Origin of the sequence: Stieleria magnilauensis (assembly GCA_007753675.1) — a bacterium.
GTDB lineage: Bacteria > Planctomycetota > Planctomycetia > Pirellulales > Pirellulaceae > Stieleria > Stieleria magnilauensis.
The window spans coordinates 9,985,807-10,011,755 of record CP036432.1; the positions used below are offsets into that span (position 1 = coordinate 9,985,807).

Annotated in this window: 6 protein-coding genes and 1 tRNA gene; 2 read left to right on the forward strand and 5 right to left on the reverse strand. The window is 58.8% G+C overall.

Translation table 11 applies throughout. The features are described from left to right. Window positions 1-225: 225 nt before the first annotated feature. The 5 genes from TBK1r_RS35535 to TBK1r_RS35560 all read right to left on the reverse strand — a co-directional run bounded on the left by TBK1r_RS35535 (window position 226) and on the right by TBK1r_RS35560 (window position 23,839). Window positions 226-19,581, reverse strand: a complete 19,356-nt coding sequence (locus TBK1r_RS35535) for a beta-propeller fold lactonase family protein (protein ID WP_145220698.1) — start codon at window positions 19,579-19,581, stop codon at window positions 226-228. Window positions 19,582-19,945: 364 nt separating this feature from the next. After that, window positions 19,946-21,277, reverse strand: a complete 1,332-nt coding sequence (locus tag TBK1r_RS35540; protein ID WP_145220700.1) for an alkaline phosphatase family protein — start codon at window positions 21,275-21,277, stop codon at window positions 19,946-19,948. Between the two features lie 171 nt (window positions 21,278-21,448). Then, window positions 21,449-23,077 (reverse strand): sodium-dependent transporter, encoded by a 1,629-nt coding sequence (locus tag TBK1r_RS35545; RefSeq protein ID WP_145220702.1) that lies wholly within the window; start codon window positions 23,075-23,077, stop codon window positions 21,449-21,451. Between the two features lie 394 nt (window positions 23,078-23,471). Continuing rightward, window positions 23,472-23,663, reverse strand: a complete 192-nt coding sequence (locus tag TBK1r_RS35555) for a hypothetical protein (protein WP_145220704.1) — start codon at window positions 23,661-23,663, stop codon at window positions 23,472-23,474. 103 nt (window positions 23,664-23,766) lie between these two features. After that, window positions 23,767-23,839 (reverse strand) — tRNA-Phe (locus tag TBK1r_RS35560). A gap of 360 nt (window positions 23,840-24,199) precedes the next feature. On the opposite strand from TBK1r_RS35560, the gene TBK1r_RS35565 reads away from it, so the two are divergent. Both TBK1r_RS35565 and TBK1r_RS35570 read left to right on the forward strand, forming a co-directional pair. After that, complete coding sequence (locus tag TBK1r_RS35565; protein ID WP_145220706.1) at window positions 24,200-25,126, forward strand: hypothetical protein; 927 nt, start codon at window positions 24,200-24,202, stop codon at window positions 25,124-25,126. A gap of 170 nt (window positions 25,127-25,296) precedes the next feature. Continuing rightward, complete coding sequence (locus TBK1r_RS35570; RefSeq protein WP_095738917.1) at window positions 25,297-25,947, forward strand: MotA/TolQ/ExbB proton channel family protein; 651 nt, start codon at window positions 25,297-25,299, stop codon at window positions 25,945-25,947. Window positions 25,948-25,949 lie beyond the last annotated feature (2 nt).

A 25,949-nucleotide genomic window follows, 5' to 3' on the forward strand; every position in this document is an offset into this window, starting at 1 on the left:
CCAAAATCCTACCAGACCGAACCAATACAGACAACATGTCTACTTCCGCTTTAGGTGAATGAAAACGGCACTTGTTCACCCAAGGCACCAATCCACCGTACGGTGCACCCACAAATTCAGTGGCCCCGACCGCAGCTCTGCCTGGGTCTACATTGCCCATCGTCGTGCTCCATTTCACTTGGACGGCACCACGCGGAAGTCTTGATTAGCGGTAAGGCGCGCCGCTCAATCGAACCGCAGCGTTCGCAGGAACCGCTGGCCGAAGCGTCCGTAGTCTTGGCCGTCGACGTCGCCGTCTCCGTCGCTGTCCAGGGCATCGTTGAACCCGGTTTGACCTTCGTTTTTCAAGAACGTCAATCCGAATCGTCCGTAGTCCTGGCCGTCGACGTCGCGGTCACCGTCGCTATCACCGAACAAGCGAAAGAACCCGTCGGCGGCTTCTTCGCCGAGTTGATACAGGCCTCCGTCGACGCCATCGCCGTCGGCATCAAAGTTCAGACCGCCGACCGTCGACCGAACCTTGTCGCCGTCGATCGTCAATTGATAATTCCCGTCGATCAGGGATCCGCCGGCCTCGGTGTAGATGCCGGCAAACGTCAACGTCGCGGTCGTCTTTCCACCGCTGTGGTCGAGCGTGATGGTGAAATCCACGTCGCCACCGAGATCCCGATGACGGACCGCAAACGCCCCCGGATCGACGTCGACCTGCGTGTCAAACGCGATCGAAAGCGACGAAAGCAGCGAACGCTGTTGCGAACCGCCGGCCAGATCGATCGGTGCCATTTCAAGCCGATCGACGACGTCCAGACGAACCGCTTTCTCCAGTGTCAATCCCGTCGTGTCGGTCACGCTTAACCGGATCCGATACTCCGCTTGTGCCTCATAATCGACGACCTGACCTTGCTTGAGAAACAGTTGATTTCCGACCACGTTGAATTTGGAATTGTCTGCGTCATCGATTCCTGAGACCAAGGCATAGGAATGTCCGGTCGGCGTGTCGCTGTCGACCGTCGACAGCTGTGCGATGAGCGTGTCAGACGCGGTGGTATCCAGATTTTCAACGATGCCGGCAGCCGAAAGCGTGAGGTCGCCCGGCGCGATCGGATCGTAAACGCTGCCGAAGTTAATTCCGTCAAGGGTCTGTCCGGAGGCGACGGTGACCGACTGGAAGACGGTTGCGTCGGTGAGTTGATCGATGCTGACCGAGTAGAGATTCCCGCCCGCCGTCGTGGGCGAGGTCAGGTTGTTCGCGGCGGAATTGAAGGTCACGGTGGAACCGTCGTTGGAGATTCGGACCCAATCGGTGCGACCGTTGCCGGCTCCCCCGGAGATCGATCGACTGAGCAACGTCACCCTGTCGTTGGCAACGTCGTACAAAAACGCATCGCTGCCTCCATCGGTATCATCGTCGGTCAGGTTGCTGGCCCAAGAGTTGAACACCACCCACCGCCCGTCGCCGCTGATTGTCGGCAGGACGGCAGATTGATTGGGTCCGAATCCGTCTCGGTCGCGTCCGATCATCCGTAGTTCGCCTGTCGTTCGGTCTTTCAGATAGACTTGCGTGCCGACGGCGCCGGGGACATTGTCCAGCGTTGTTGCATTGGAGTGGAAGACAACGTACCGACCGTCATCGGAAATGCTGACGTTGTGAACATTGGCGTCACTTTGAACGCCGCTGGCCGTGACGCTGACGCGTTCGGTGATGCCCGTGTCTCGGTCCAGCACAAACGCGTCGGAAACGCCGTTGGTATCCCCGGCGACCAGATTGTCGGCCCAACTCCAATAGGCGACAAAACGGCCGTCGGCGCTGAGGTGGCTGTTGTGCGTGTTCCCGCCGCTGGCCTGACTGCCGTCGGGGGCCAGATTGATCCGCTCGGTCGTTCCCTGCTGAAGATCGCGGAGGAACAGATCAAACACGCCATTGGTATCGCCGGGTACGAGATCAGTTGCATTGGACCAAAACGTGACATAGCGCCCATCGTCACTGAATCCCGGGCTGTAGCTATAACTGTTTGCCGTCGAACTTCCGGTCGAAAGGCTCGGATCGACGGCGCTGATCAAGGTTGTCGTGCCGAGCTGTCGGTCACGGACAAAGATGTCCAGCGTGTCGTTGTTGTCGTTGGCCACGAAGTTTGTCGAATAGGACCAGAACACGACGTATCGTCCGTCGGCACTCACGACCGGATGCAAGCTCCGTCCGTTGCTGGCCGCTTCGTCACTGGAGACCGTGATCAGTTCTAACTGACCGGCTGCCGTGTCCAGAACGTAGATGTCCGCTCCGGTATAGGTGTCTTCGGCCAGCAGCGTGTTGTACGTCGAAAATGCGATGAACGCTCCGCCGTCGCTGATCGACGAATCATAAAAGGGATTCGTTCCGGTGTTCTCGCCCGCGACATACCCGTTGGCAACCACATGTTGAACATCAAACGTTTCTGCGAACGGATATGTCGGTCGCCAGCCGATCGGCAAGACTTGGACCACATCGTGGATTCCCGGAGTCACATCATCGAACCGATAGCGACCGGTTTCGTCGATTCCATTGGTCGCCGGATCGTCAGAGGCTGTCACGACGAATGGCTCGCCTGAGTCAAGCTGGCCGTTGCGGTTGTCATCTAAAAACACGGTCCGACCGGCTAGCCGGCTCTCACCGCTGTCCATCGCGCCGTCGGCATTCGAATCATCCCACAACACGCCTCCGATGGACGCCGGCCCGTCGACTTGTTGAAAGAAATTTAGCTCGGAATGATCGACACCGGGTGCCGCGCGGACGACGTGCTCGCTCGACGCGACCGATGCGGCGCCGATTCCATACGGAGCTTGGACTGTCGCCACGTTGCGGATGAATCCCTCCAGTAACGATTCCACACGAATCTGCCCTCCATAGGCTCGGTAGATTTCGCCCTCCGCTCCGGAGAGCCCCGTGGTCCCGAGGTTGGTCGCAATTCGCGGTTCATAGAGACCTGTCGCGGGATCAAGAATGATTGTGCCGCCGCCGGAATGCAAACGCGTCATCAAACGTGTGACGTCGGACGTCTCGCCTAAATTGTCTTGGAAATTGACTCCCAATGGAACGGACGGATTGACGGCGTTCACGTCGATCGTCTCGACCACCTGCATCGTGTCGACGTCGATTTTGTACAGCAAATTGCTCGATGCATCGATCGCGTACACTCGGTCGTCGATCGCCGCCAGCCCGCCGTACTCACCCGTGGGAAGCGGGATCGAGTTGAGTGTCTGTCCGTCATCGGGATCAAGTTTCCAGAGCGTCGAATTTGCCGAATAGAACAGCCCCGAATCGTCGAGCGCCAAACCGGCTAGCGTCGTGCTCGTGCCGGGAGCTGGGAATTCACGAAGCAGTTGGCCGGTGATCGGATCGTATTTTCGAATCGTCGAAACACCTTGATCGACATCCAGCGAATAGAGCGAGACGGCGTCCCTATCGGTCAGTACTTCTAAACTGACCGGTTGATCCACTCGCACGGTGTAGTCACCTGGCGTGAGCCCTTGGAACGAATAGGATCCATCAGCTGCGGAGAGCGTTTCGGGTTCGCCGCTGTCGAATCGACCGTTACGATTGGAATCGATATAAACACGGACTCCGATCGCAGCTGTTTCGCCACCATCGGCCGCGCGATTCTTGTTGAAATCATCCAGCACCGTTCCAGAGATCGTCGACGTCGTGGAACGGTGCCCCAAATCAATTCCCGCCGCGCCGGCGGCGGAGGTGACGGTCGCGACGATCCCCGAGTCGACGAATGCTCCACCGCCCAACCCCGATGTCGCGGGATTACCGAGGGTGCGGAGCAGATTGTACTGGCTATCATAGACATCCAAGTTGCCTTGGCTGCCCGAAGACCGCACGAACAACTCGCCCCCCACGGCCGCCGCACTCCAATCGCCGTCATCGGTCCGCGGCAAATCGATCACGGACGTCATCCGCGCCGTCAAGGGATCGATCACAAAGACACGAGAATCGACGTTGGAAAAGGCCAAAATCGACTGACCGTCCGGCGATTCGCTCAGCGAGAGCGACAATTGTGGCAATCCGTTGAGTTCATTGGCCGGGTCGATGTAGCGAGAGATCGGCATCGCCCCGTAGTATTCGTTCGTGTCCGCGTCGAAACGCAGCAACTGCATCGGCATCCCACCGCCGTTGGTCAACAGATAGATCGTGCCATCGATGACAACGGGACCTTGCGAGAACACCGACGTGGACCCATTGCCCGGCAGCGGCGTTTGATCGAGCAGACGGCCATCGAGAGCAACTTCGAACAGCAGGTCCAGGTTGTTATCCACGACGATCAACCGCTTCCCATCGAACGCGGCGGTGTACGGCAAGTCAACGGGGATCGTCGTGTCGATCGAACTCAATCGGTCTCCCGTCAGGGGATTGAGTTCACGGATTTGCAGAAAGTAGCCCGTCGGACTTCCTGCATTGCTGACTCGTGCGACGCCGAACAGACGATCGGTGACACTGCTGATCGTGGTCGGCCGAAAATGATCGGGTGACTCGGCACGAACCAGGTGCCGTCCCAGGGGGACGCCGGCAAACAGGTACGTCCCGTCGGCGGCGCTGACGGTTTGGGGCTCCCCAGGATCGGCAAACCCGTTGGCGTTTTCATCGAGAAAGACGGTGATGCCGGCCAACGGTGCTTCACCCGCGTCTCGTATCCCATTGCCATTGTCGTCAACGAACTGAACGCCGCTGATCGTGCCGGCCGCGGGTTGGTTTCCGAAATCGACGTCGGTGACGGAATCGTTTTGCGCCACCCAGACGGTGTGCTCGGCGGGCAGGTCGACGTCGGCGCCATAATCACTGACCGTGCCTGAGATCGCCGAATAAAGATTGCGATAGGTGACAGCCCCCGGAACGTTGTAGGGCTCGGTGGACGTCGTCGCGATCGTGCGCAGCGAGGTGCCATAGGTTGCGTAGGTGAACGATTCGCCTCCGGCAGCAGCCAGGTAGGCGGTCCAAGGAAAACCATGCGTCGGCGTGTGCGGGATGATCAGCCCCGTACGGAAGTCGACGTTGTACGTTCCCGAACGCATCTCGAGGAGAAAACTCTCACGATCGACCGCGGCTCCCTGCGTCGAAATCACGTACCCCAGTCCGGTGATGTTGTTGATCGCATGAATGTCCAGTTGTGTGATCACCCGGCGCCGCTGAAGGTCAAATTGCTCGATGCCAACGCCGCCCTGCTGGGTCATGTAGGCGACGCCGTCACGGATTTCGATCGCGTCTTTCAACCCCGGCGTGGTCGGAATTGTCTCCAAAACTTCACCGCTGTCCGGATCGATTCGGAACAATTGATTTGACTTGGCCAAATACAGATCGCCTTCATAGATCGTCATTCCGGCGTGGGTTTCGACGGATCCGGGTGAAGGGAATTGGTTCAACACCGCTCCCGATTCGGTGTCGATTTCATAGATCGTTGAAACACCGGCGTCGGTCGCCTGAGTGAACAGCCTGGTGATCGATTCCGCGACGGCAAATCCGTCGTGGTCGGCCGGTGACACCTGCCGAACGGTGTAGCGATCGGGGACCAAGCCCACGATCGTGTAGTCGCCGTTTTGATCACTGACCGCCGAGGGTTCGCCGGAATCGAATTGCCGGTTGCCGTCCAGGTCGACATACACCGTCACATCAGCCAGCGCGGGTTCACCCGCATCAATGGACCCGCTGACGTCCAAATCCTTGGCAACATTGCCGCTGATCGATGCCAGTTCGGCGTGGTGAAAATGATTGACATCGGCGACTGATTCACGCTCGGCAAGCGTGACAACAACCCCATTGTCGCGATACAGCCCAGCCGCGAGCCCCTGCTGTGCCGGGAATCCGTTCAACGATCGATTGACGCCGCCGGAGTTACTGTAAACGATGATCTGACCGTCCGTGTTGGTAAACGGCACCGGGTAGGCCACGAACACTTCGTCGCCGATCCGCGCCATCCCGCGTTCCGTATCCTGGGTATTGAAATCGTTGACCAATTCGGCGGTCTGCGAGAACGGATCGATCTGCAGCCAATGGTTCAGGAACGGCGCCGAGGCGCTCACGCCGACGATGAGGTTCCGACCGTCGGCTGAAGTCGTGCTGGCACGCTGCAGGGAAAGCGTGACACCCGGCGTCGCCGGTGGATTGGTCAACGTGATCAGGCCAATCCGTTCCCAGTCGCCGGTCGAAGCGTAATTGGCGCCCAAACCATCGGGATACAGATCCGACCGCCACAATTCCATGTTGTCGGTCGTCGAGCCGGCAACGACAAACAAGAATCCGCCGATCATCACGGGAGACGACACATCGAAGATCGCGTAGGGTGCCCCGGTCAACGCCCTAGGCAACGAGAACTCCTGGACCTGCGTTCCATCGAACGCCAGCTGAACCAGCCGATGAGAATCATTGTTGACCAAGACCAGATTCTGCCCATCAAACGTCAACGACGTCTCCGTCGTGACCGGTTGATTGACGGTGAATTCGCCCAACACGTTGCCGCTGGCCGGATCGAATTCACTCAGCACCAGTTGTGTGGGGCTTGGCAATTGGGAATGTAAATTCGATATGCCGAACAATCGATCTCGCGATGGATACGAATCGCTGGGGCGATAATGCTCCGGCGAAAGCGCGCGAACGGTGAACGTTCCCGGTTGCGTCCCAGCGAGCACGTACTCGCCGCCCGATCCTGAAGTCGTCTGCGGCTCTCCGGGATCGGGAAAACCGTTGTTGTTGAAATCGGCAAACACCGTGACGCCGCTCAACGGGGGTTCGCCCGCGTCGCGCACTCCATTGTCATTGAAGTCATCGAACTGCGTGCCGGTGATCTGGTAACCGAGATAGCGTGCGCCGAAATCCAGATCCGTGATCAGCTGATTCAATGCCACCGCGACTTCATGTGCCGGGCTCGTCGCTTCGTGCAAAGGCGGCAAATCCGCGCGCACGACGTGGTTTCCTGGAACGACATGCAGAAATTCGTAACGTCCGTCCGCGGCGGTGAACCGAGACGGTTCATCCACATCACGGCTGCCGTTGTCGTTGAGGTCCAGATAGACCGTCGCTCCAGACACCCCGGCTTCTCCGGCGTCCCGGATACCGTCGCGATCGACGTCGTCAAAGACGATGCCGGAAAGCGTGGTGTCATTGGTTGCCAGTGCGAAGCTGACGTCCGCGGCATCGGTGCTGGCGGTGAAGGAGACGGACACGGGGTTCGGGCTGGTGCTCAGGTATCCCACGGGCTCCGACGCGTAGACCACATGCGTTCCCAGGTTGAGCGTTGTGAACTCAAACATTCCGGCTTCATCGATCGACGTCGTTGCGGGATCGTCGGCCAAGGTTTGCATCGTCGGTTCGCCCGTATCCCACTGACCGTTTTGGTTCTCATCCAGGAACACCGTCCAGTCGGCCAACCCCGATTCACCGGCCGAACGAATGCCGTCTCCATCAGTGTCGCCGAAAACCGCCCCGCTGATTCGAGTCAGGTTCTCCGTGGTTCCGAAATTGGCGATCTCCACCGATGCCCCACCGGCGATCGTGCGGTCGAGGAATGTGGGCGAGGTCGAAAAGAACTCCGGACGGCCGACCAGCTGCACCCGGTGCGATTGAAACTCGAGCGGCGAAAACGAATACCGTCCGGTCTCGTCTTCGGCGGTTAGTGGATCATCGGCCGACGTCACGGTCGTGCGTTCGCCCGCATCGAGTTGGTCGTTGCCGTTGTCATCGATGTACAGCGTCCATCCGGCCAAACCAGGCTCGCCCGCGTCCAACACCCCGTCTCGGTTCAAATCGTCGTAAACCAGCCCGTTGATGGCCGCCAAGTTTGGAATGACTCCCAAATCGGCAACCGCCTCGGTCGTCGATAATTCCAGCGTGACCGCGGTGAAATTATTGATGTCGTCGATCCAACGCAAGTCGGGTCGGACACGCAAGATATATTGCCCCAGTTCCAGGCTGCCGAAGCGATAGAACCCCGCCTCGTCGACGCCCAGGGTCTGCGGGTCATCGTTGGCGGCGGTGCCGACCGGTTCGTTGGCATCACGTTGCCCGTCGTTATCTAAATCCAAATAGACTCCCGCGGCGGGCACACCCGTTTCACCCGGATCGCGGACGCCGTCCCCATCGGTATCGAAAAAGATGTGTCCCGACAGACTGCGTCGGGGGAATCGCTCGACCAAGACGACGTCGCCATCGACAAAACTGCCGTTCCCAGCGCCGGTGCCTCCGAGCAGATGACCGGCCGAGTCGACAATCGTGTCGTCGTCGATCAATTCCAACTCAATCGTGCCGTCTCCGACGCCCGAGTCCAACACCACCTCGTAGATCGCGTTCCCGGATTGCGGGGTCACCGAAAGAATCGAAGTGCCGCTAACTCCCGACAAAGCCACCGCGAAATCAGCCGCGTCGACGCCGCTAACTGGCTCGCTGAACGTCACCTGAAAAACAAGATCCGCGAGATCAAGCAGAGGGGCGTTGACCGCAACGATGGAGAGCACGGTCGGTGGCTGGAAATCCACAAACAGCGGCAACGAACGTGCCACGTTTGTTCCAGTGCCGACGCCTCCGAGTGGGGCGTTCAATAAATCTCGAATCGAATCATCATCGTTCAGCTGCAACGCGATGTCACCTTGGCCGCTGGCCGCCGCAAAGTCGACCGTCACATCGTAACTCGACGGCCCACCACTGACGGAACTGATCGTCATCCCCGCAACCTCTACCGATCCGACAACAAAATCGGAGGTGTCGACGCCGACGACGTCTTGGTCAAAGACGATTTGGTAAGTCATTTTGTCGTTGGCATCCGGCTCGGTTTGCGACGTGGTGATCGAAAGCACTTCGGGAACTTGATTGGAAAGGGCAAAGTCGGCCTGTGCAGGGCCGTCTTTGACCATCAAGTCAACTGCAACACCGCTGCCGAGGCTCGGCACGGATTGCACCCACCCTGCGCCGCCCAGCCAACGAACCAGATAAGAACTCTGGACGAGATCCTCGAAACGATACCGTCCCGTTTCGTCAATCGTCGTCGTTGCCGGATCATCGGCCGTCGTCACCGCCGTCGGTTCCCCAGAATCCAAGTCGCCATCGCCGTTCAGATCGATGTACAGAGTCTGACCGCTCAGACCGGCGTCCGTCGACTCGATTGTTCCCGATCGATCGTGATCGAAGTAGACTGCACCGGTGATTGCCCCGGTTTCAATGCTATACGTCGGTCCCGACAAGACGGCATTGCCCGCGCCACCGACCGGATTGCCCAACGCATCCAGAACAGAATCATCGTCGACGAAATCGATTCCGATCGTCCCGACGTCTCCGTTGTGTGAAATCGAGACGACGTAAGACGCATCCGTGCCTGTCAGATTCGAAATCTGGCCGCCAGTAACGCCGACTGCGTTGATTAAAAAATCAGTCGTCTGGAGTCCAACGACGGGTTCATCAAAGGTGACGGCGAACCGCAACGAAGTGTCACCCGTGGGGTCGGGATCCAGCTTCGTGATCGAGACCAGGGTCGGGGCCTGGTTGTCTACAATGACGGGCATCGATTCTGCGCCGCCGTTGCTGCCCGTCCTTCCCAGTGGCAAGCCTTCCGCATCAATGATCGAATCATCATCGATCAGTCGCAGGACAAGCGTGCCTTGTCCGGTCCCGAGTGAGAGTGAGACCGTGTACGTGTCGTCGGCGCCGGTGATTGAAGCGAGGGTCGCGGACGCAGTGCCGGTGACATCAATCGCAAAGTCCGTCGCGTCGAGCCCAGTAACGGGTTCGGTCAATGTCACGGTGAAGTCGATGGCGGCAAGTCGAGTCGACGTGACCGCCGGATCGATCGAAACGATACTCGGTGGCTGATTTGAAAACGCGAGATCTATATTTTCCAAAGTTGAAAGGACACTGGTCGTGACACGGTGTACGCCGACCGGTGGCAACGGGAGGGACGTGTCGACCGAAAAAAGATCCTCAAGTCCATTCGTGTCACCCGTGACCAGGTTGCTCGCCACCGACGCAAAGACGACTCGCGAACCGTCGGCAGAGACCGATGGCGCGTACGAATCACCCTGGCCGGGGATCGCCGAGGAATCCGCCGACACCAGTTCGACATACTGGCCGCTGCGGTGGAAATTAAACACGTCTTCAAAACTGCCGTCGACCCAAGGGACAAGCCCCGTCGCGTTGGACACGAACGCGACCAGTTCACCGTTCTCGTCGATCGACGTGATGCCCGTCGCGCCTCCCGCCGCGGTACCGTCGGGGCGACGCGAGATGACAGTGTTTTCGCGGCTGATAAAGTCATAGATGAACGCATCGCCCTGGCCGTTGGAATCACCAGCGACCAAATTACTTGCGTCGGAAACATAGGCCACGATCATTGCATCATTGCTGATCGACGGCCGGTAGGATGTCCCGTTGCCGCCGGAATCGTCGGGCGCCTTGGAGACGTACGTGGTGCTGCCGAAATTCTTGGGCGCCCGCACGACCACTTGTTCGCCGATGACGGAGGGCAGTCCCGTCAAATTGGGCGCCGACGTCAGAAACGCCACGCGTCCACCGTTGGTGGACACCGAAGGTGAGTGCGAGGGGCCATCGGATTGACGTCTGTTTGATGTTAAAGACGCCAGGGTCAACTGGTTTTCAACACGATCAAACAAAAAGATATCTTCGAATCCGTTGACATCACCCGAATGCAGATTCTGCGCGTGGGAGCTGAACGCGACGTAGCGTCCCAAGGAATCGATATCCGAAACCATGCCGACCGGGCCATCCCCCTGATCGCCGTTCCATGCCACCGAGATCCGCTCGGTTTTTCCCTGAACCAAGTCCCTCAAGAAAATGTCGGCGAATCCGTTCGTATCATTCTCAACCAGATTGGTTGCGGTCGAATAGAAGACGACAAATTGACCATCGTCGGACACGACCGCGTGCGAGGAATCACCGTCGGCCGCCAAGCCGTTGTGTGCGACCGAGACGAGTTGGATTTGTCCGGATTGCAGATTCCGGACAAACACATCACGCCCGGGCCCGTCACCGGCGACAAGATTGTCGGCAAGCGAATCGAAGGCGACTCGCGTGCCCGTCCGATCGGTTGATGGATTGCTGGCCGCCACGTCGATTTGGCGTCCGGTTGAATCCAGACTGGCGCGAACAATCGGTCGACCGCCAAGCGCGGGTGCGGTCAAGACATCATCCACGGGGACGACTAACGTGACGTCATACAAGCCGGAGAAAAGTGGCCCCAGCGTGTAAGTGCCGTCGACCTCGGTCAGCGTCGACGACTCGCCCGTATCCAACACGCCATTATGGTTTGCGTCGACGAACACGGTTTGACCGACCGCGACCGATTCAGCGCCATCGAGAATGCCATTCCCGTTGGCATCGTCGAACACCTTTCCCGTGATGTATCCGGTCGGATCTCGCTCGATGATGTAACGGGTCTGCAGGACAGACGCATCACCAAAGCCACCGGCAGAGAGCGGATTGCCGGCCAGGTCCTGGATATCGACACCGGGAGCTAATTGAAGTTCAATCGTTCCGCTCCCCAGACCGGTGGCCACATTGATGGTGTATTGGTTGCCCGATCGGGTAATGTCCTGAATCGTCGCGTCCGGCAGGCCGGTCGCGATCAGTTGAAAATCGGCGGCATCGACCGTATCGAAGACATTTTCATCAAACGCGATTCGATAGCGAACCAGAGAACCAGTCGTGTTTTCGTCGTTCAGGCGAGCGACCGAGTCGATTTGCGGCGGCTTTTGATCCAGAACCAGCGGAATGCTCCTGACCGAATCGGTTCCCAACGTTGTGGGGCCGCTCAGTGAATTGCCGTTGTTGTCGATGATCGTTTCGTCGTCGACCACACGCAATGTCAGCGTCCGGTCGGCGTCGGGAAAATCGGGCGTGCCGGTGACGATCGTCACGAAGTATTCCGCTCCTGATCCGCTGACCGATTGCACCGACGATCCGGTGATTTGATCTGCTTCGAGAATAAAATCTGTGACGTCGACTCCCGTGACGGGTTCCGAGAATGTGACCGTCATCTGCGCGGTCGCGTTCCCCTCACGCGGCCGAGTCGTCGGCGCGATGATGACGACATTCGGTTCCAGATCAACCAAACCGAAATCTGCACCGTCATAATCACCGCCGGCCGCACCAAGCACGATGTGTGGCTCGGCAACACGCAGACCCTCGGTTTTGCGGTAATAGCTGATAAAGCGATCTGAAGTGGCATACAAGAACGGATTCGCATCGGTCAGCGCCATGTCCTCGCCCCAGGGCGCGCCGCTGTTTTGTCCGAATGTTTCCAACAACGTCAATCGTCCCGTCGCCTGGTCCACATCCAGGATCGCCAACCGCATGTTGTAGGTGCCAACCACATACAGCAGGTTCCCGTCCGATGAAAGCGCGATGGCCTCGGGACCTTTGATCGCGGTCGCCAACCCCGGGGCCCCACCGACCACTTGAATCCGCTGCAACAGGCCGTCCGACGCTCCCCGCGAGTAGACGGTCAACGCGTCGTCATCCTGAGCGCCGGCGTACAGAAATTGTCCGTCGCTCGAAATCGCCAGGGAGTGAACGCCATCCAGCGAGTCGTCTCCCGTCAAGCTTTCACTCAAAACTTGAAGACGTGTCAATTCGCCCGTCACGGCGGAGATCGAGAACACTTCGATTAAATCGGGCTGGATGGAACCGAACGAGGGTACCGCATCCACCGCGGTGTATAAAAATCCGCTGCTCGGATCGATGGCCAGGTCCCTGCGGTCGCGAACAAACCCCTCGAAAAACTGGTTCGCATAAGTCAACTCGCCGGTGACCGCATCTCGCGTGAAGGTCTTGATCGCGGAGGATCCGGTGTAGACAAATCGACCATCGGGGCTGACTTCGACCAAGTAGCCGCCACCGGTGATCGTTTGACGATGCGAGATCACGCCGGTCTCTGCGTCGCGATCAAACACGCCCAAGTTGTCACCGTCATAGCCGGTCACATAAAGATGTTTTTGATCAGGAGACAACGTGATCTCGCGAAATCCCTTGTTTGTGTCGTTTCCGTGATCGATCGTCATGATGCGTTCGATCCCGGTCCCATCGTCAGCGATACGATAGACAAGGATGTCATCGGTGCCCTCGTCGGCGACGTACAGAAACTTCCCGTCGTCGCTGGCAACGATGCTCTTGTCGTCGTTACTGAGCGGCTGGCCCAAAGACGATTGGCCGGCAGGAAAGACGCGACCGCTCGACGGATGGCTCTGCTGGACGTTGGGATCGGCCGAGACAAGACGCACCGTGCGAAAACCGGCCGCCAGACCATCGAACGTGTACTGTCCGGTCTCATCAATCGTCGTCGTGGCGGGGTCATCGCTCGCAGAGACTTGACTGGGTTCGGTCCCCGCGTCGAACTGCCCGTTGTCGTCCAAGTCGACGTACACGGTGACGTTTGCAATCCCGGGTTCACCCACGTCACGAATCGAGTCGCGATTGACATCATCCCAAATCACACCCGATATCGAGACGTCGCGATCGACCACGATCAACGCACTGTCGAAATCACCGTTTCCGATCCCCGGTCCACCGACGGGTTTCCCGACAGCATCAACGACCGCGTCGTCGTCGTTAAAACGAAGCCCGACTTCGGAGTTGAGTGAACTTCCGACATAGACTTCAATGTAGTAGCGTCCCGGAATGGTCGAAGACGCTTGAAAACTCGTGATGCTCGCATCCGCGCTGGTCCCGACGATTGAAAATTGCGACTCGAGCACGCCCGTGACCGGTTCGTTGAAATCGATCGTAAAATCGATTCGGTTTTCCGCAGTCGGACTCGACTGTCCGGCCGTGATCGACACCACCGAGGGGTCCAGCAGATCAACCTCAAGCGGAGCCATCGAAAACTGGCCATTGCCTGCCCCGGGCCCTCCCAGAGGAACACTTTGAACGTCGACGATCGAGTCGTTATCCAGGATCGTTAGTTCCAACGTGCCCTGGTCTTCACCCACCGTGATCGTGACCACGTAATCAGCGCCGCTTCCCGACAGATCGACAACGTTGGCCGACACAACATTGCCCCCGAGCGAGATGTCGGACAGATCGAACCCGGTGACGGGCTCGCTGAACGTCACATCGATCGTGATCGGGGATTGATTTGCCGGAGTCGTGCCCGAGTATTGAACCGAATCGACAGCCGGGATCAGATTGACCGCCGCGAACGGAGCGAGCACGGACGTTTCGCCGAGCACGACTTCGACGGCCACGTTCGTTGCGACCCAGGGTCCGGCATCACGGTCAAACGCAACCACCGCATCATCATAGGCACCGACGACATACAGATACTCATCGTCATTGGAAAACTCGGCATCCCAAGCGCCGTTGAGTCCGTCGACGCCGCCGAACCCGTCACGCACCACTTGTCGAGTCGTCAATTTTCCCGTTGCGGAGTCTCGATTGTAGATCACAATCGCGTCATAAATTTCATACATCGCGACGACATGGTGGCCGTCCCTACTGACCAAGACCGAGATCGGACGCGTCGTTGCAGTGCTGCTCGGGTCGGGTACAAATTCATTAAACGAAAGCTCACCGGTCACGAGATCGCGATCGAGCACCGCAAGCCCTTCGTTGAAGTATCCAGCGACGTACAGATTTTTCCCGTCAGGGCTCATCGAGATCCCAGATGCCCCCGACAATCCGTTGACGCCGGAATCGGTCTGGCGGACCGTTTGCTTCAGCGTCAGCAATCCGGTTGTTGAATCACGGTCATAAACGGTGACGCCCGATTGCACCTGGCCCGAAACATAAACGTGTCGTTGGTCGGGGCTGATTTCGACCGCGAAAGCGCCCGCGGTGTTGGCCGTCAATTTCTGAGCAAACGTCAGCAAGCCGGTCGAGGCATCGCGGGTGAACACGGCGACCGACGAATCATCGATCGCCGCGACATAGACGTGCCGGCCGTCTTTGCTGATCTGCACGCTCACTGCGTTGTTCAACCCATCAGCACCGCTGAATCCATCACGAAGCCTGCCGAGATAAGCGATCGTCCCGTCGCTGGGATCGCGATCGAACATCACCAACGAGTCGCCGATTGACGATGCCACGTACAGGCTTTCACCGTCTTCGCTGATCGCGATCGACTGTGCACCCAACAGTCCCGTGACGCCACCGATGTTTTCGACGACCTGCTGAACGACAGTCAATTGTCCGGTCGCGGCGTTCCGCGCGAAGACCGTGACTGAATCGTCGTTATAGGAGGCGACGTACAGATAGTTGCCGTCTGGACTGGTCGTCACGCCGGCGGCTTCATCTAAGTAGTTGGCTCCCGATGTCCCATCCTTGATCGACTGGACGAGGGTGACGACGCCCGATCCTGCCGAACGCGTTGCCGGATTGGTCAACGCGAATCCGGCCGGTGGAATCACCATAACCGAGTGGCTACCGGGACCGACGCCGCTGATTCGATACGCCCCCGATTCATCCACCGTCGTGGTCACTGGATCATCAACCGCGGTCATCGCAACGGGTTCGCCGGAATCGAACTGGCCATTGGTATTGATGTCGACGAAAACGGTCGCTCCGGCGAGCCCTGGCTCACCCAGGTCCCCGAAACCGTCTTCGTCGGTGTCGACGACCAAGCGGCCACTGATCGATCCTGAATTCACAATCGAAATCGGATCGGAGAGCAATCCTCCGTTGTCGAACCCCGTTCCTCCGAGCGGATAGGCTGCGGCATTGAGGATGGAATCATCATCGATCAGACGCAAACGCAGCGTTCCGTCGCCGCTGCCCGTGTGGACCAAGACGTCGTACAGCATCGGACCTCCGGTCACACTCAGCACCGACGCCCCGCTGATGCCCGTCGACTCGATCACGAAATCGCTCGGCTGCACGCCGGTCACTGGTTCGTCAAACGTCGCAGTGAAGGATACCGTCGGATCCGAGACGGGGCCGACCACTGCGGAACGGAGGCTGGTCGCCGAGGGATACAGGATTCGAATCCCAAAGTCGGCAGCCATCGTGTCGCGCCGTGCCGTCGTGATGACATGCGGTTCCGAAGTGACATCGCCGCCCAGACGGGTGAACCGTGTAAGACTATGGTCGCTTGCCGCTGCGGCGAATAACTCACGACCGTCGGGCGATAGTTTGACAAATTCCACACCATTGAGGGCATCGTGTGGAGCAACATCATTCACGACTTGAAGGGAAGTCAGCTCACCGGTCTGTGTATCACGGGAAAGCGTCACGACCGCGTCCAGCGTTTTGTCCGCGACGTAGACAAACCGACCGTCCGCACTGATCTCCAAATCGTGTGGCGCGTTCAGGCCGAAAGCTCCACCAGCCTGTTGCACCCACTGCCCGGCGATCAGCCGGAAGACCCTGATTTTATCTGATCCGCTGGAAGTCGTTGCGGAGTACGCGAATTGCCCATCGGGAGAAAAGGCTATATCGGAGGATGAAGAGAGTCCGCTGAAAAACTGCGACTCGACCAGACGGCCACTTCCGGGCGTGATGTTGTAGACCGTCAACCTTGACGAAAAAAACGCACTGACAAACAACTGAGAACCATCCGGCGACACCTGAACTTTGTTGGGATTGTCCAGGCCGTCGACGCCATCGATTTCGTGACGCAACTCTTGAATCGGTTGCAACAGTCTCGTTGCGACATCAATCCGATAGGCTGACAGGGTGTCGCTGTAGATTCCTGCGGTATAGAGGAACTCGCCGTCGGGGCTGACCGCCGCGGAACTGATTCGTTCAAACGAATTGCCTTCACCGACCGTCCCCTGAACCGTGTCCACGACACTCAGTTCGCCGGTCGCCCTGTCACGACCGACGACAAAGATCGTATTGTCCGCGATCAAGTACCCCGAACCCTCGTCAGGCCCGAAAATCAAGTGCCTGGGTGCGCCCAGCTCGGAAAAGCCGGGACTGGTGTCGGACCAAGATCTGTCGAACACAAACGGATCACTGACCGACGCGCGATTGAAAAGGGAGACCTTGTTGCCGTTGGGCGATAACGCGTACAGTTGCTTTCCGTCCCGGGTCAGCGTGATTCCGTACGTCAAAAACAGCGTGTCCGAGCTGTTCACGCCACCGAAGACCGAATCCGTAAAGCTCAATAAGCCGTCATCCTGCGCATGGGAGACCGGAGCGGTCTGACGATACTGAGTCGCATCAACCCTTAACTCATACGTCGTCACAGCCGCCAAGCCGGTCAGCGTATACATTCCCGTTTCATCGATCTCGGTCGTCGCAGGATCATCGTCTTGCGTGACCACGGAGGGTTCGCCGGCGTCTCGTGATCCGTTTGCATTGCGATCGGCGTAGACCGTGATTCCAAATTGCCCGGATTCATTGAGATCCGAAAGCCCGTCCGCATTTGCGTCGACCCAAACGCGCCCACTGATGGTTGCGTCATCGATCATGACGACGGGGGATTGAACGGATCCGTCACCGGCCCCGCTACCCGCCGTGCCGACATCGCCGAGCGGATTGGCCGCCACATCCACAATTGTGTCATCGTCGACCAACGCGAGCGCAATGCTACCGGCCGTACCGGTGACGCTGACGTCGACGCGATAAACACTGGCGTCGTTGGTTGCGACGACGGCGTCCACGTTGCCAACGGCCCCCGCGCCGTCGACAGATTGAAAATCAGTCACATCCACGCCGCTGACCGGCTCGTCAAACGTCACGAAGAAAGAAAGCTGACGAGCCAATGGAGCAACGCCCGGCGCAGCGGCAATGGCGGCGACCTGGGGAGGGAGCGAATCCACGTGCAAGGCTGCGGTGCGACGGACCACCGCGCCGGTTCCGATACCGCCCAAGGGAATCGCATTTGCATCAACGATGGTATCGTCGTCGATCAATTGCAATTGCAGATTCCCCGCATAGCCTGGTGTCGTCACGGTGATCGTGTAATCGGTCGGCCCGCCGCTGACCGATGTGATCGCGGAGTCGGCCAGGCCGCTGTTAAACAGTTGAAAATCGCCTACGTCCACGCCGGAAACGGCTTCGTCAAAGACAAGCGTGAAATCGACTTGATCTGCGGGCTCGGGACTGACCGACGTGGTTGAAAACCCAGTGACTTGTGGTGACGCGTCGCTGACCGCAAAATGAATGTTTGTGACCGATTGACCATCCACCGTGGTGACCAGCGATGCGATTGCAGATCGCCCGGTGGGATTGGTCCAGAAGGTCTGAAGACGATTGCTCGCCTGGGAGGCCAAGTAGAGATGCTGGCCGTCGGGGCTGATCGCAACGCCCTCGGCGTCTTCCATGCCCCGGACGTCGCTTGAATCGAGCGTTTGGTTCAATGTCACCGCACCGCTGGTCGGATCACGATCAAAGGCCAACAGCGAATCGGTATAACTGGAGGTCGCATAGATCGCGGATTGATCGGGACGCATCACCAACTTGTCCAGACGTTTGGAGCCCAAGTCGAGCGACCCTTGAACTTGGACATCACCTGTCACTTCATCACGCGTCAGCGTCCAAAGTCGGCCGTTAAAATCGGCGACATACAAGAAACGACCATCGTCGGAAAAGATGACGTCTCGGTTGGACCCCAGCTGAAGACTCGTCCCGCTGAGCGCTACGACGCCTGTCGCGGGATCACGATCGAGTAACGTCAGTGGTCCGCCGCTTGCCTGAGTCGCGACGGCGACAAGCGTTCCGTCCGGCGAAACTCGCGGCTGTTGGGGGAAGTTCATCCCGACCACACCGTCAACGCCTTCGGTAAACGTTTGGGCTAACGAAAGCGTTCCGGCTGATGCATCAACGTTGTAGACCAACATTGATTGGGTCGTTGAAGAGGTCGCGAACAATTGTGAGCCGTCGGGCGCGAGTGCGAGGGCGTAGACGCGATCGAGGTTGGCATCGTCATTGATCGTGATCGACTGCACCATGGACAACGCGCCCGAAGAATCCATCTGCAAAACGTTGATGGCATCTGAATACCCGGCAGGGACATAGAGGAAGCGCCCTTCGGGTGAAAACACGCTGCGACGAATCCCATAAAGCGTGGTGCCATAGAAATCGGCTTGATAGGTCAGCTGGCCATCTTGAGCACGCCGTGCGTACGTGGTGACACGTTGCCCTTGGTCCCAGCCCACGACCACGAATCGGCCGTCCGGTGAAACTTGAACATCTGTTGGTCCGGAGACGAAGTTTTGCAACGGCCGCGGGGCGTCTTCAAACAGGGTCAACGTTAACGCGGTTGCCGGCGAAAGCGGCGCCGTCTGCCGCGTGTTGGCCGAAAGCTCGATCGTCACGTGATGGGTCTGTTCGCTCAGGTTGTCGAGCACATAGCGGCCAAGCTCGTCAACGCCCGGTGTCCCCGGGTCGTCCGCGGTGGTTTGCGTGAACGGTTCACCCGCGTCCCGCGCTCCGTTGGTATTCAGGTCGGCATAGACCGTGACTCCGGCGATTCCCGCTTCGGCATTGTTTTCAAGACCGTCTTGATTTGAATCCGCAAACACCAAGCCTTCGATCGACGCGGTCAGTAAATGACGTGCCTCCAACGACTCATAGAGCATCCGGCGTCGGGACTGTCGCGGCTGTCGTTGCGGTCCCCGATCAGAACGATTCGGCTCGGAGACAGGGCGGTTGCGTCGCGCAGACTTCATGTTGCGAACCTCGAGCCAAGCGACTGGGGAAAGCAGCCCGGCGATCCGGTGATGAGGAGGGGAATGAGTGTGGGCAGGGGGAGAGAGGATCACTAGCTTAGCGGTTAACAACGCGCGCCGCAAAATCCGGCGGCTGGCCGCCAAACCCCACCCTGACCATTGAAGCTCAGCCGTCGATCGCTCCCCACATCAGCGATGTTGACACCACCCGGCGCGTTGATGGTTAGCGGCAGGGGCGAGCCCTCCGGTCTTTCACTGTGTGTTCACGCTGAAACCGGACGGCTCGCGCCGTTCCGCTAATCCCTTCCATGCCAACGTTGGTGGCATTGGACGCGCGGCTCTAGGACGCGAGTCTGTTACGGATTCAACTGCCGACCAACGACCGGATATAGTTCGCAAATCCGCGCATGTCCGAGGGCAGCGGATGATCGTGGGACGGTCCGATGACGATCGGGCCGTCGATCGGATCGGGATGCAAGCCGTGGCTGCCGCGGACGAGGTTGGCATCGAGCGGAATGACATCCATCTTGTAGCGCATGCCGAGCTTCTTTTGCAACAACCGCGCCGCCATCCGCACCTTGCCGGTCATGAACAACTCGCAAGGGTCATAGCCCGGTTTGCGATGGATATCCACCGTGCGGGCAAAGTCTGGCGCGAGCGCGTCGTCGTTCCAGTAGTAATACGTGAACCAGGCATCAGCCTGTGCCAATGCGATCAGCTCACCGCTGCGTGGATGATCGAGTTCCAGATCACCGGGATCAAAGACGCCGCCGATCCCCGGGACCGCTTCAAGCTCCTTTCGCACCGAGGGGACCAGACCGGGATCGTTGACGTAGACGTGCGCCAATTGATGATCGGCGACCGCAAACGCCTTCGATTCCCCCGGCATCAAGACTTCGCCGAACGGTCCGTTCCGCACCGACAGCCAGCCGGCCTGACGGAGCACACGGTTGATGTGAATCGGCCGATCAACCGGAACCAAGCCGTATTCTGAAACGATCACCACCTGTGCCCCGATCTCGTCGGCGGCGGCCAGGATGGTTTGCACACACTGGTCGACCTCGGCCACCCGCGCCGGGTCGTGATCGGGGAATCGTTGAAAGTCGTAATCCAGATGCGGCAGGTAGGCGAGTGTGACCTGGGGCTGCTTTTCACGCAGCACCGTCGCGGTGGCCTCCGCGATCCAGCGACTGCACGGCAACCCGGCACCGGGACCCCAGAACGTGAAAAACGGAAAGGCGCCATGGCGTTCGGTGAGATTGCACTCGGTGTGGTCGAGCACGTCAAAGACTTTGCTGCCGTCACAGCCGTAGTGCGGCTTGGGCGTGCAACTGTAACGCGCGGTCGACGATTGATTGAACCACCAAAACATTTTGGCGGTTTCGAATTCGTCATAGAAGGCCGGCCCCTGGACCAACGAGCGGGCTTGCTGCCAGAACCGAATCTCCTGGGTCTCGCGGTAGTACCAGCCGTTGCCGACGACGCCGTGATCGCGCGGGGCCAGCCCGGTCAGCATCGTTGCCTGGGACGTGCAGGTGACCGCCGGCAGTGGGCTGGTCCACGGCATGAATTGTTTACCGCCCGCGGCCAGCTCGTCCGTGGACGGATTCCCCGCCAGCGACCGAATCGCCGGTGCGTCAGCGAGCAATCGAGCCGTCAGCCCGACGACATTGATAATGCAAACCCGATGCGTCATTCGGGATCGTCATCCGGTACCGGCGGCAGGGTCATCACCCGGTACAGACAATACGTCAACAACGTGACCACCGACCCGACCGAGCAGGCCATCACGATCCAACCGTAGATGTTCATTTAAGTTTCAGGTTACAAGTTTCAGGTTTCAGGTTTCAAGTCTCAGGTTGCAACTTCACTCCATCTGGTCGAACCGGCCCTGCTGACGCCAACGGATTCCCGCCACGTGAACCATCACGGTCAGGAACGCGATGGTGCCTCCGATGAACAACAACGACATCAAAATCACTTCGTCGCCGGCGATCTTGGACAGATAACCCTGCGTCACCGCGCCGGTTTCCGGATCGGTTTTATCCAACACGTTTTCCCAGGCGAACGCGATGAAGATCACGCCCAGGTAAACGGGCACGACGTACTTCAACATGTACTGCACCACGGTCGGAATTCTCATGTGTGACCCCTGACTGGATTCTTTTGCACCCTGTTCGATCCCAAACACCCAGCCGTAGATCACCGCTTGGACCATCGCGAGCACGAAGATCAAGAACGTGCCGACCCAGAAATCGAACGTGTCGAGTGCTTTCAGTCCCGCGGAAAAGTACATCACAAATCCGCTGCCCGACAGCGAGATGATGCCCAACAGCGACACCGACGCACCACGCTGCATCCCGAAACCTTCTTCGAAGAACGCGATCACCGGCTGCAGCATCGACAAACTGCTGGTGATCGCGGCCAGGAACAACATGAAGAACCACAAGAACCCGAAGAACTGTCCGGCCGGCATCTGCGCGAACACATTGGGCAGCGCGGTGAACCCCAGGCCGAACGTCCCCTGATCCCCCGCCGCCGCGCCGAGAAAGATGAACGCGGCCGGCAGCGTGATCAGGCCGCCCAAGCAGACTTCGAAAAACTCGTTCATGCCGCAAGCGGTCAATCCGCTGAGCACCACGTCGTCTTTTTTCTTCAGGTAGCTGGCGTAGTTGACGATCACCCCGAATCCGACCGACAGCGAGAAAAAGATCTGGCCGGAGGCGGCGAGCCACGTCTTGGAATCCAACAAGGCCGAGAAATCAGGGTTCCACATGAATCCCAATCCTGCATTCACTTTGTCGGCCGGCAAGGTCAGCACCCTGACCAGCACGCACAGGGCACACACGACCATCAACGGAATCGCATAGCGACAGAACGTCTCGATCCCCTTGGCGACGCCTCGGTAAATAAAAATGAAGTTGATCACAAAGGTGATCATCACGAAGTACAGCAGCGACGACTCGCCCCGGAACGCGGCGCCGTTTTGCCCCTCGCCGCTGCCGACAAAGCTGCCGAAAAACGAACCGTACGCCTCGGCGTCTTCGCCGAGCATCAGGGATCCGTTCAAGTACGAGAACGCATACGCCAGACACCAAGCCTCGATCACGACGTAATACATGTAGATCACCAGCGGAATCAGCAGTGCCGGAACCGCCAGGTAGCGTGCCTTGGCGTTGCGGCATACGACGCTAAAGATCCCTGGTGACGAATTGAAACCATGATGCCCGCCATATCGCCCCATCGTCCATTCGGCCCAACACAGCGGGATGCCCAGGACCAACAACGAGATAAAGTAGGGCAGCAAGAACGCGCCGCCACCGTTTTGAGCGGCTTGGCCGGGGAACCTCAAGAAGTTGCCCAGCCCCACCGCCGAACCGGCGACGGCCAAGATCACGCCGATCCGAGTCCCCCACTGTTCATTGCTGCCGTGTTGCGAAGCCGTCTGGTTTTCGGATGAATTTTCCACGTCTTTCCAGTCTTTGGATCGGGACATGCGGACAGGCGAGACGTCAGTTTAGCCAGCAAAGCGTATTTTTGGGCAGGCGGATGTGTGAAAAGCTGTCTCGACGTGGCAATGGACAATCAACCTCCCTTGCCGGCGATCCCAAGCCACCCAGCTCGGCGGTAGTCTCGCCCTCCCGTCAAACGCACCGGCACCTGCGTCACCACCTGCGTCACCACCTGCGTCACCACCTGCGTCACCACCTGCGGTTCTGCCTTGAAATCCGATCTGGACGAAGCACTCCAGCATCTAACCGGCTCACCAGCGAGTGTCTCCGCAGACGATTCCGGCGCAGCCGGCGGCGAATCAATCGAAAATCTGCTGACTCTAACGCTAGAGTCAGGAAATCCGAAAAAGATCTGTTCGCCCGACCGCTCGGCCGTCGTCAACCTCTGAGGACGACCAGTCGGTCAATCACGTGGACGCTCCGGACATCGGTGGCAAGGAGACTGCGGCTGAGAGATTCCGGCAGAGCGCTTTGCCAATGCCGAGCAGAATCCTCGCGCCACAGGACACACCCCAGTGTGGTGATCGCCAGTGTGGTGATCGCCAGTGTGGTGATCGCCAGTGGGATCATCGCTTTTTCCAGGGTGGGGCCGTCGATGGATTGGGGCGGCAACCTGCACGAAGGCCTGGCGAAACCAGAGAGGGTCGAGGCCTTCACAGCGAGTGAAAGAGAGTGGTCAGGGCCGGGCTCGAACCGGCGACACCGGCCTTTTCAGGGCCGTGCTCTACCAACTGAGCTACCTGACCAGCTGGAAGATTCATTCGATCTGCGGGGATCCTAGGGTATGATGCGTGGGTTCGTCAATTGGTTCACTGCGAGACAAATTTCAATTGAGACAACACCGATTGCGGCGGCGACTTTTTGCAGATGCGTCCGACAGCTTATGATAGCTCGAAAAATCTCTCCAAACGGCGATTTCCTTACCGACGTGACGACCTCGTCAACTTTTCAGACCAATTCCCTGCCTGCACTCGCGGCCAATGGGTTTTCCGATCACACTAACGCCCCCGGCAGCCCATCGTCTGGCAGGCCGTCGTCCCGTTCGGGTCGAGACACGCATCACGAATTCCGGCCGCACGAGCAGGGACGGAGGTAGCTAAAAAAAGATGTCAACCATCGTCGAGCAGGAAGAAAAATCGGACCAAATGGAAGCGGCCCGGCTGGAGCGGGAGCTCGAGCGCGAAAAACTCAAGCTCAGCCGCTTCGACTCGGTGACCTCGCTGTTCCTGGCCTTGATCCTGTTTCTCGGCGCGTTCGTGTTCATGATGTTCGTCGTCTGGCTGCTCAGCGGGGAACCCAAACCGATCGCGTTGGCACCGATCATCGAAAACCCGCCCGGCCGCGGTGAAAACCCGGAGGGTTTCGAGCGTGATTTCGAACCACCGGGGGCCGAAGAGGTGGAGGATTTGATGGAACCGACGCTGGCCGACACGATCGAGGCGGTCACCGACGCGGTCAGCAGCGTGGCCGCTTCGCTGACGACCGCCGACACCAACGCCACCGCCTCGACGCAGGGCACCGGCCAGGGGGACAGCCGACCGCCGGGACCGATGGGTGAGGGGGACGACATCATCGGCCGCTGGGAGCGCTGGGAGCTGACGTTCAACGCCAAAGGCAAGAATGACTACGCCAAACAATTGGATTTTTACAAAATCGAACTGGCCGCCTTCGGGGGCGGTGGCCCCAACGTCATTGAGATGGCCAACAACTTATCCACCTCGCCGACCAAGCGAGTCAACACGCAGCCCAAAACCGAAGAACGGCTGTACTTTTCATGGAAACTCTCCAACCCGCTGCTGCAGTTTGACCGCCAGCTGCTCACCGCCGCCGGCATCCAGGTCAACGGCCGAAATGTGATCCGCTTTGTCCCCAAGGATCTGGAAAACCAGTTGGCCAACATGGAAAAGCAGTACGCCGAAGAAAAAGGAAAAAAATTCCCCCACTCGATCGCCAAAACCGTCTTCGAAAGCACCGTCGACGGTGGCGGCTACTCCTTCAGCATCGTCAGTCAACGTTACCGAAAGGGTTACTGAGCTGATCGACGGGGGGAAACCGATCGTCCGGGAGATTCCCTGGCAGAATCGACCGTACGAACGACCGTGTAGAACCAAGGTTCGGCTGAAATGGTCCAGCCCGACCGATCGCCCTGCCACCCAAACGAAACCTCTCAACTCATCAATCAACGGGAAAGACACGAATGTCAATGATCCTTGCGTATTCGCTTTTCAACATGATCGCCGATGCGACCTACCTCGCACTCGCGGCGGTGGCACTTTGGGGGTTGTACTGCATCGTCGTCGTCTGGAATCGCGTCGGACAAAAACGGTTCAAGTCCGAAGACGAACAAGACCAGTTCCTCGACGACGTGGAACAGATGATTCAAGCCGGCGATTTCGAAGGCACCATCGATTACTGCGAAGGCGACGCGCGGGCGTTGCCCCAGATCATCGAATTGGCCGTCAGCCATCGCAACCTGGGGTACAACCGAGCCCGCAAGTTCATGATGGACCGGTTCCAGCGTGACGTCATGAGCGATCTGGATTATCGACTCAGCTGGGTCGGCACCGTGATCAAAGCCGCTCCGATGATCGGGTTGTTCGGAACCGTCTTCGGCATGATGGGCGCGTTCCAAACCCTGGCCACCGCCGAGTCGGTCGAGCCGAGCAAGCTGGCCGGCGATATCCGTGTCGCACTGGTGACGACCGCCAGCGGATTGGCGATCGCCATCCCGCTGATGATCCTGGTCGCCAACGTCAACATTCGAATCGCCAAGATGGAAGACCTGGTCGGATCCGGGCTCAGCCGTTTCATGGACGCCTTCAAAGCCGGACTCGCTCGCAGCGGGGGACGCTAACG

Bases quoted from the DNA above. Each gene is read 5' to 3' on its own strand.
- TBK1r_RS35535 (WP_145220698.1), bottom strand. From the start codon at position 19,581: ATGAAGTCTGCGCGACGCAACCGCCCTGTCTCCGAGCCGAATCGTTCT.
- TBK1r_RS35540 (WP_145220700.1), bottom strand. From the start codon at position 21,277: ATGACGCATCGGGTTTGCATTATCAATGTCGTCGGGCTGACGGCTCGA.
- TBK1r_RS35545 (WP_145220702.1), bottom strand. From the start codon at position 23,077: ATGTCCCGATCCAAAGACTGGAAAGACGTGGAAAATTCATCCGAAAAC.
- TBK1r_RS35555 (WP_145220704.1), bottom strand. From the start codon at position 23,663: ATGATCCCACTGGCGATCACCACACTGGCGATCACCACACTGGCGATC.
- TBK1r_RS35565 (WP_145220706.1), top strand. From the start codon at position 24,200: ATGTCAACCATCGTCGAGCAGGAAGAAAAATCGGACCAAATGGAAGCG.
- TBK1r_RS35570 (WP_095738917.1), top strand. From the start codon at position 25,297: ATGATCCTTGCGTATTCGCTTTTCAACATGATCGCCGATGCGACCTAC.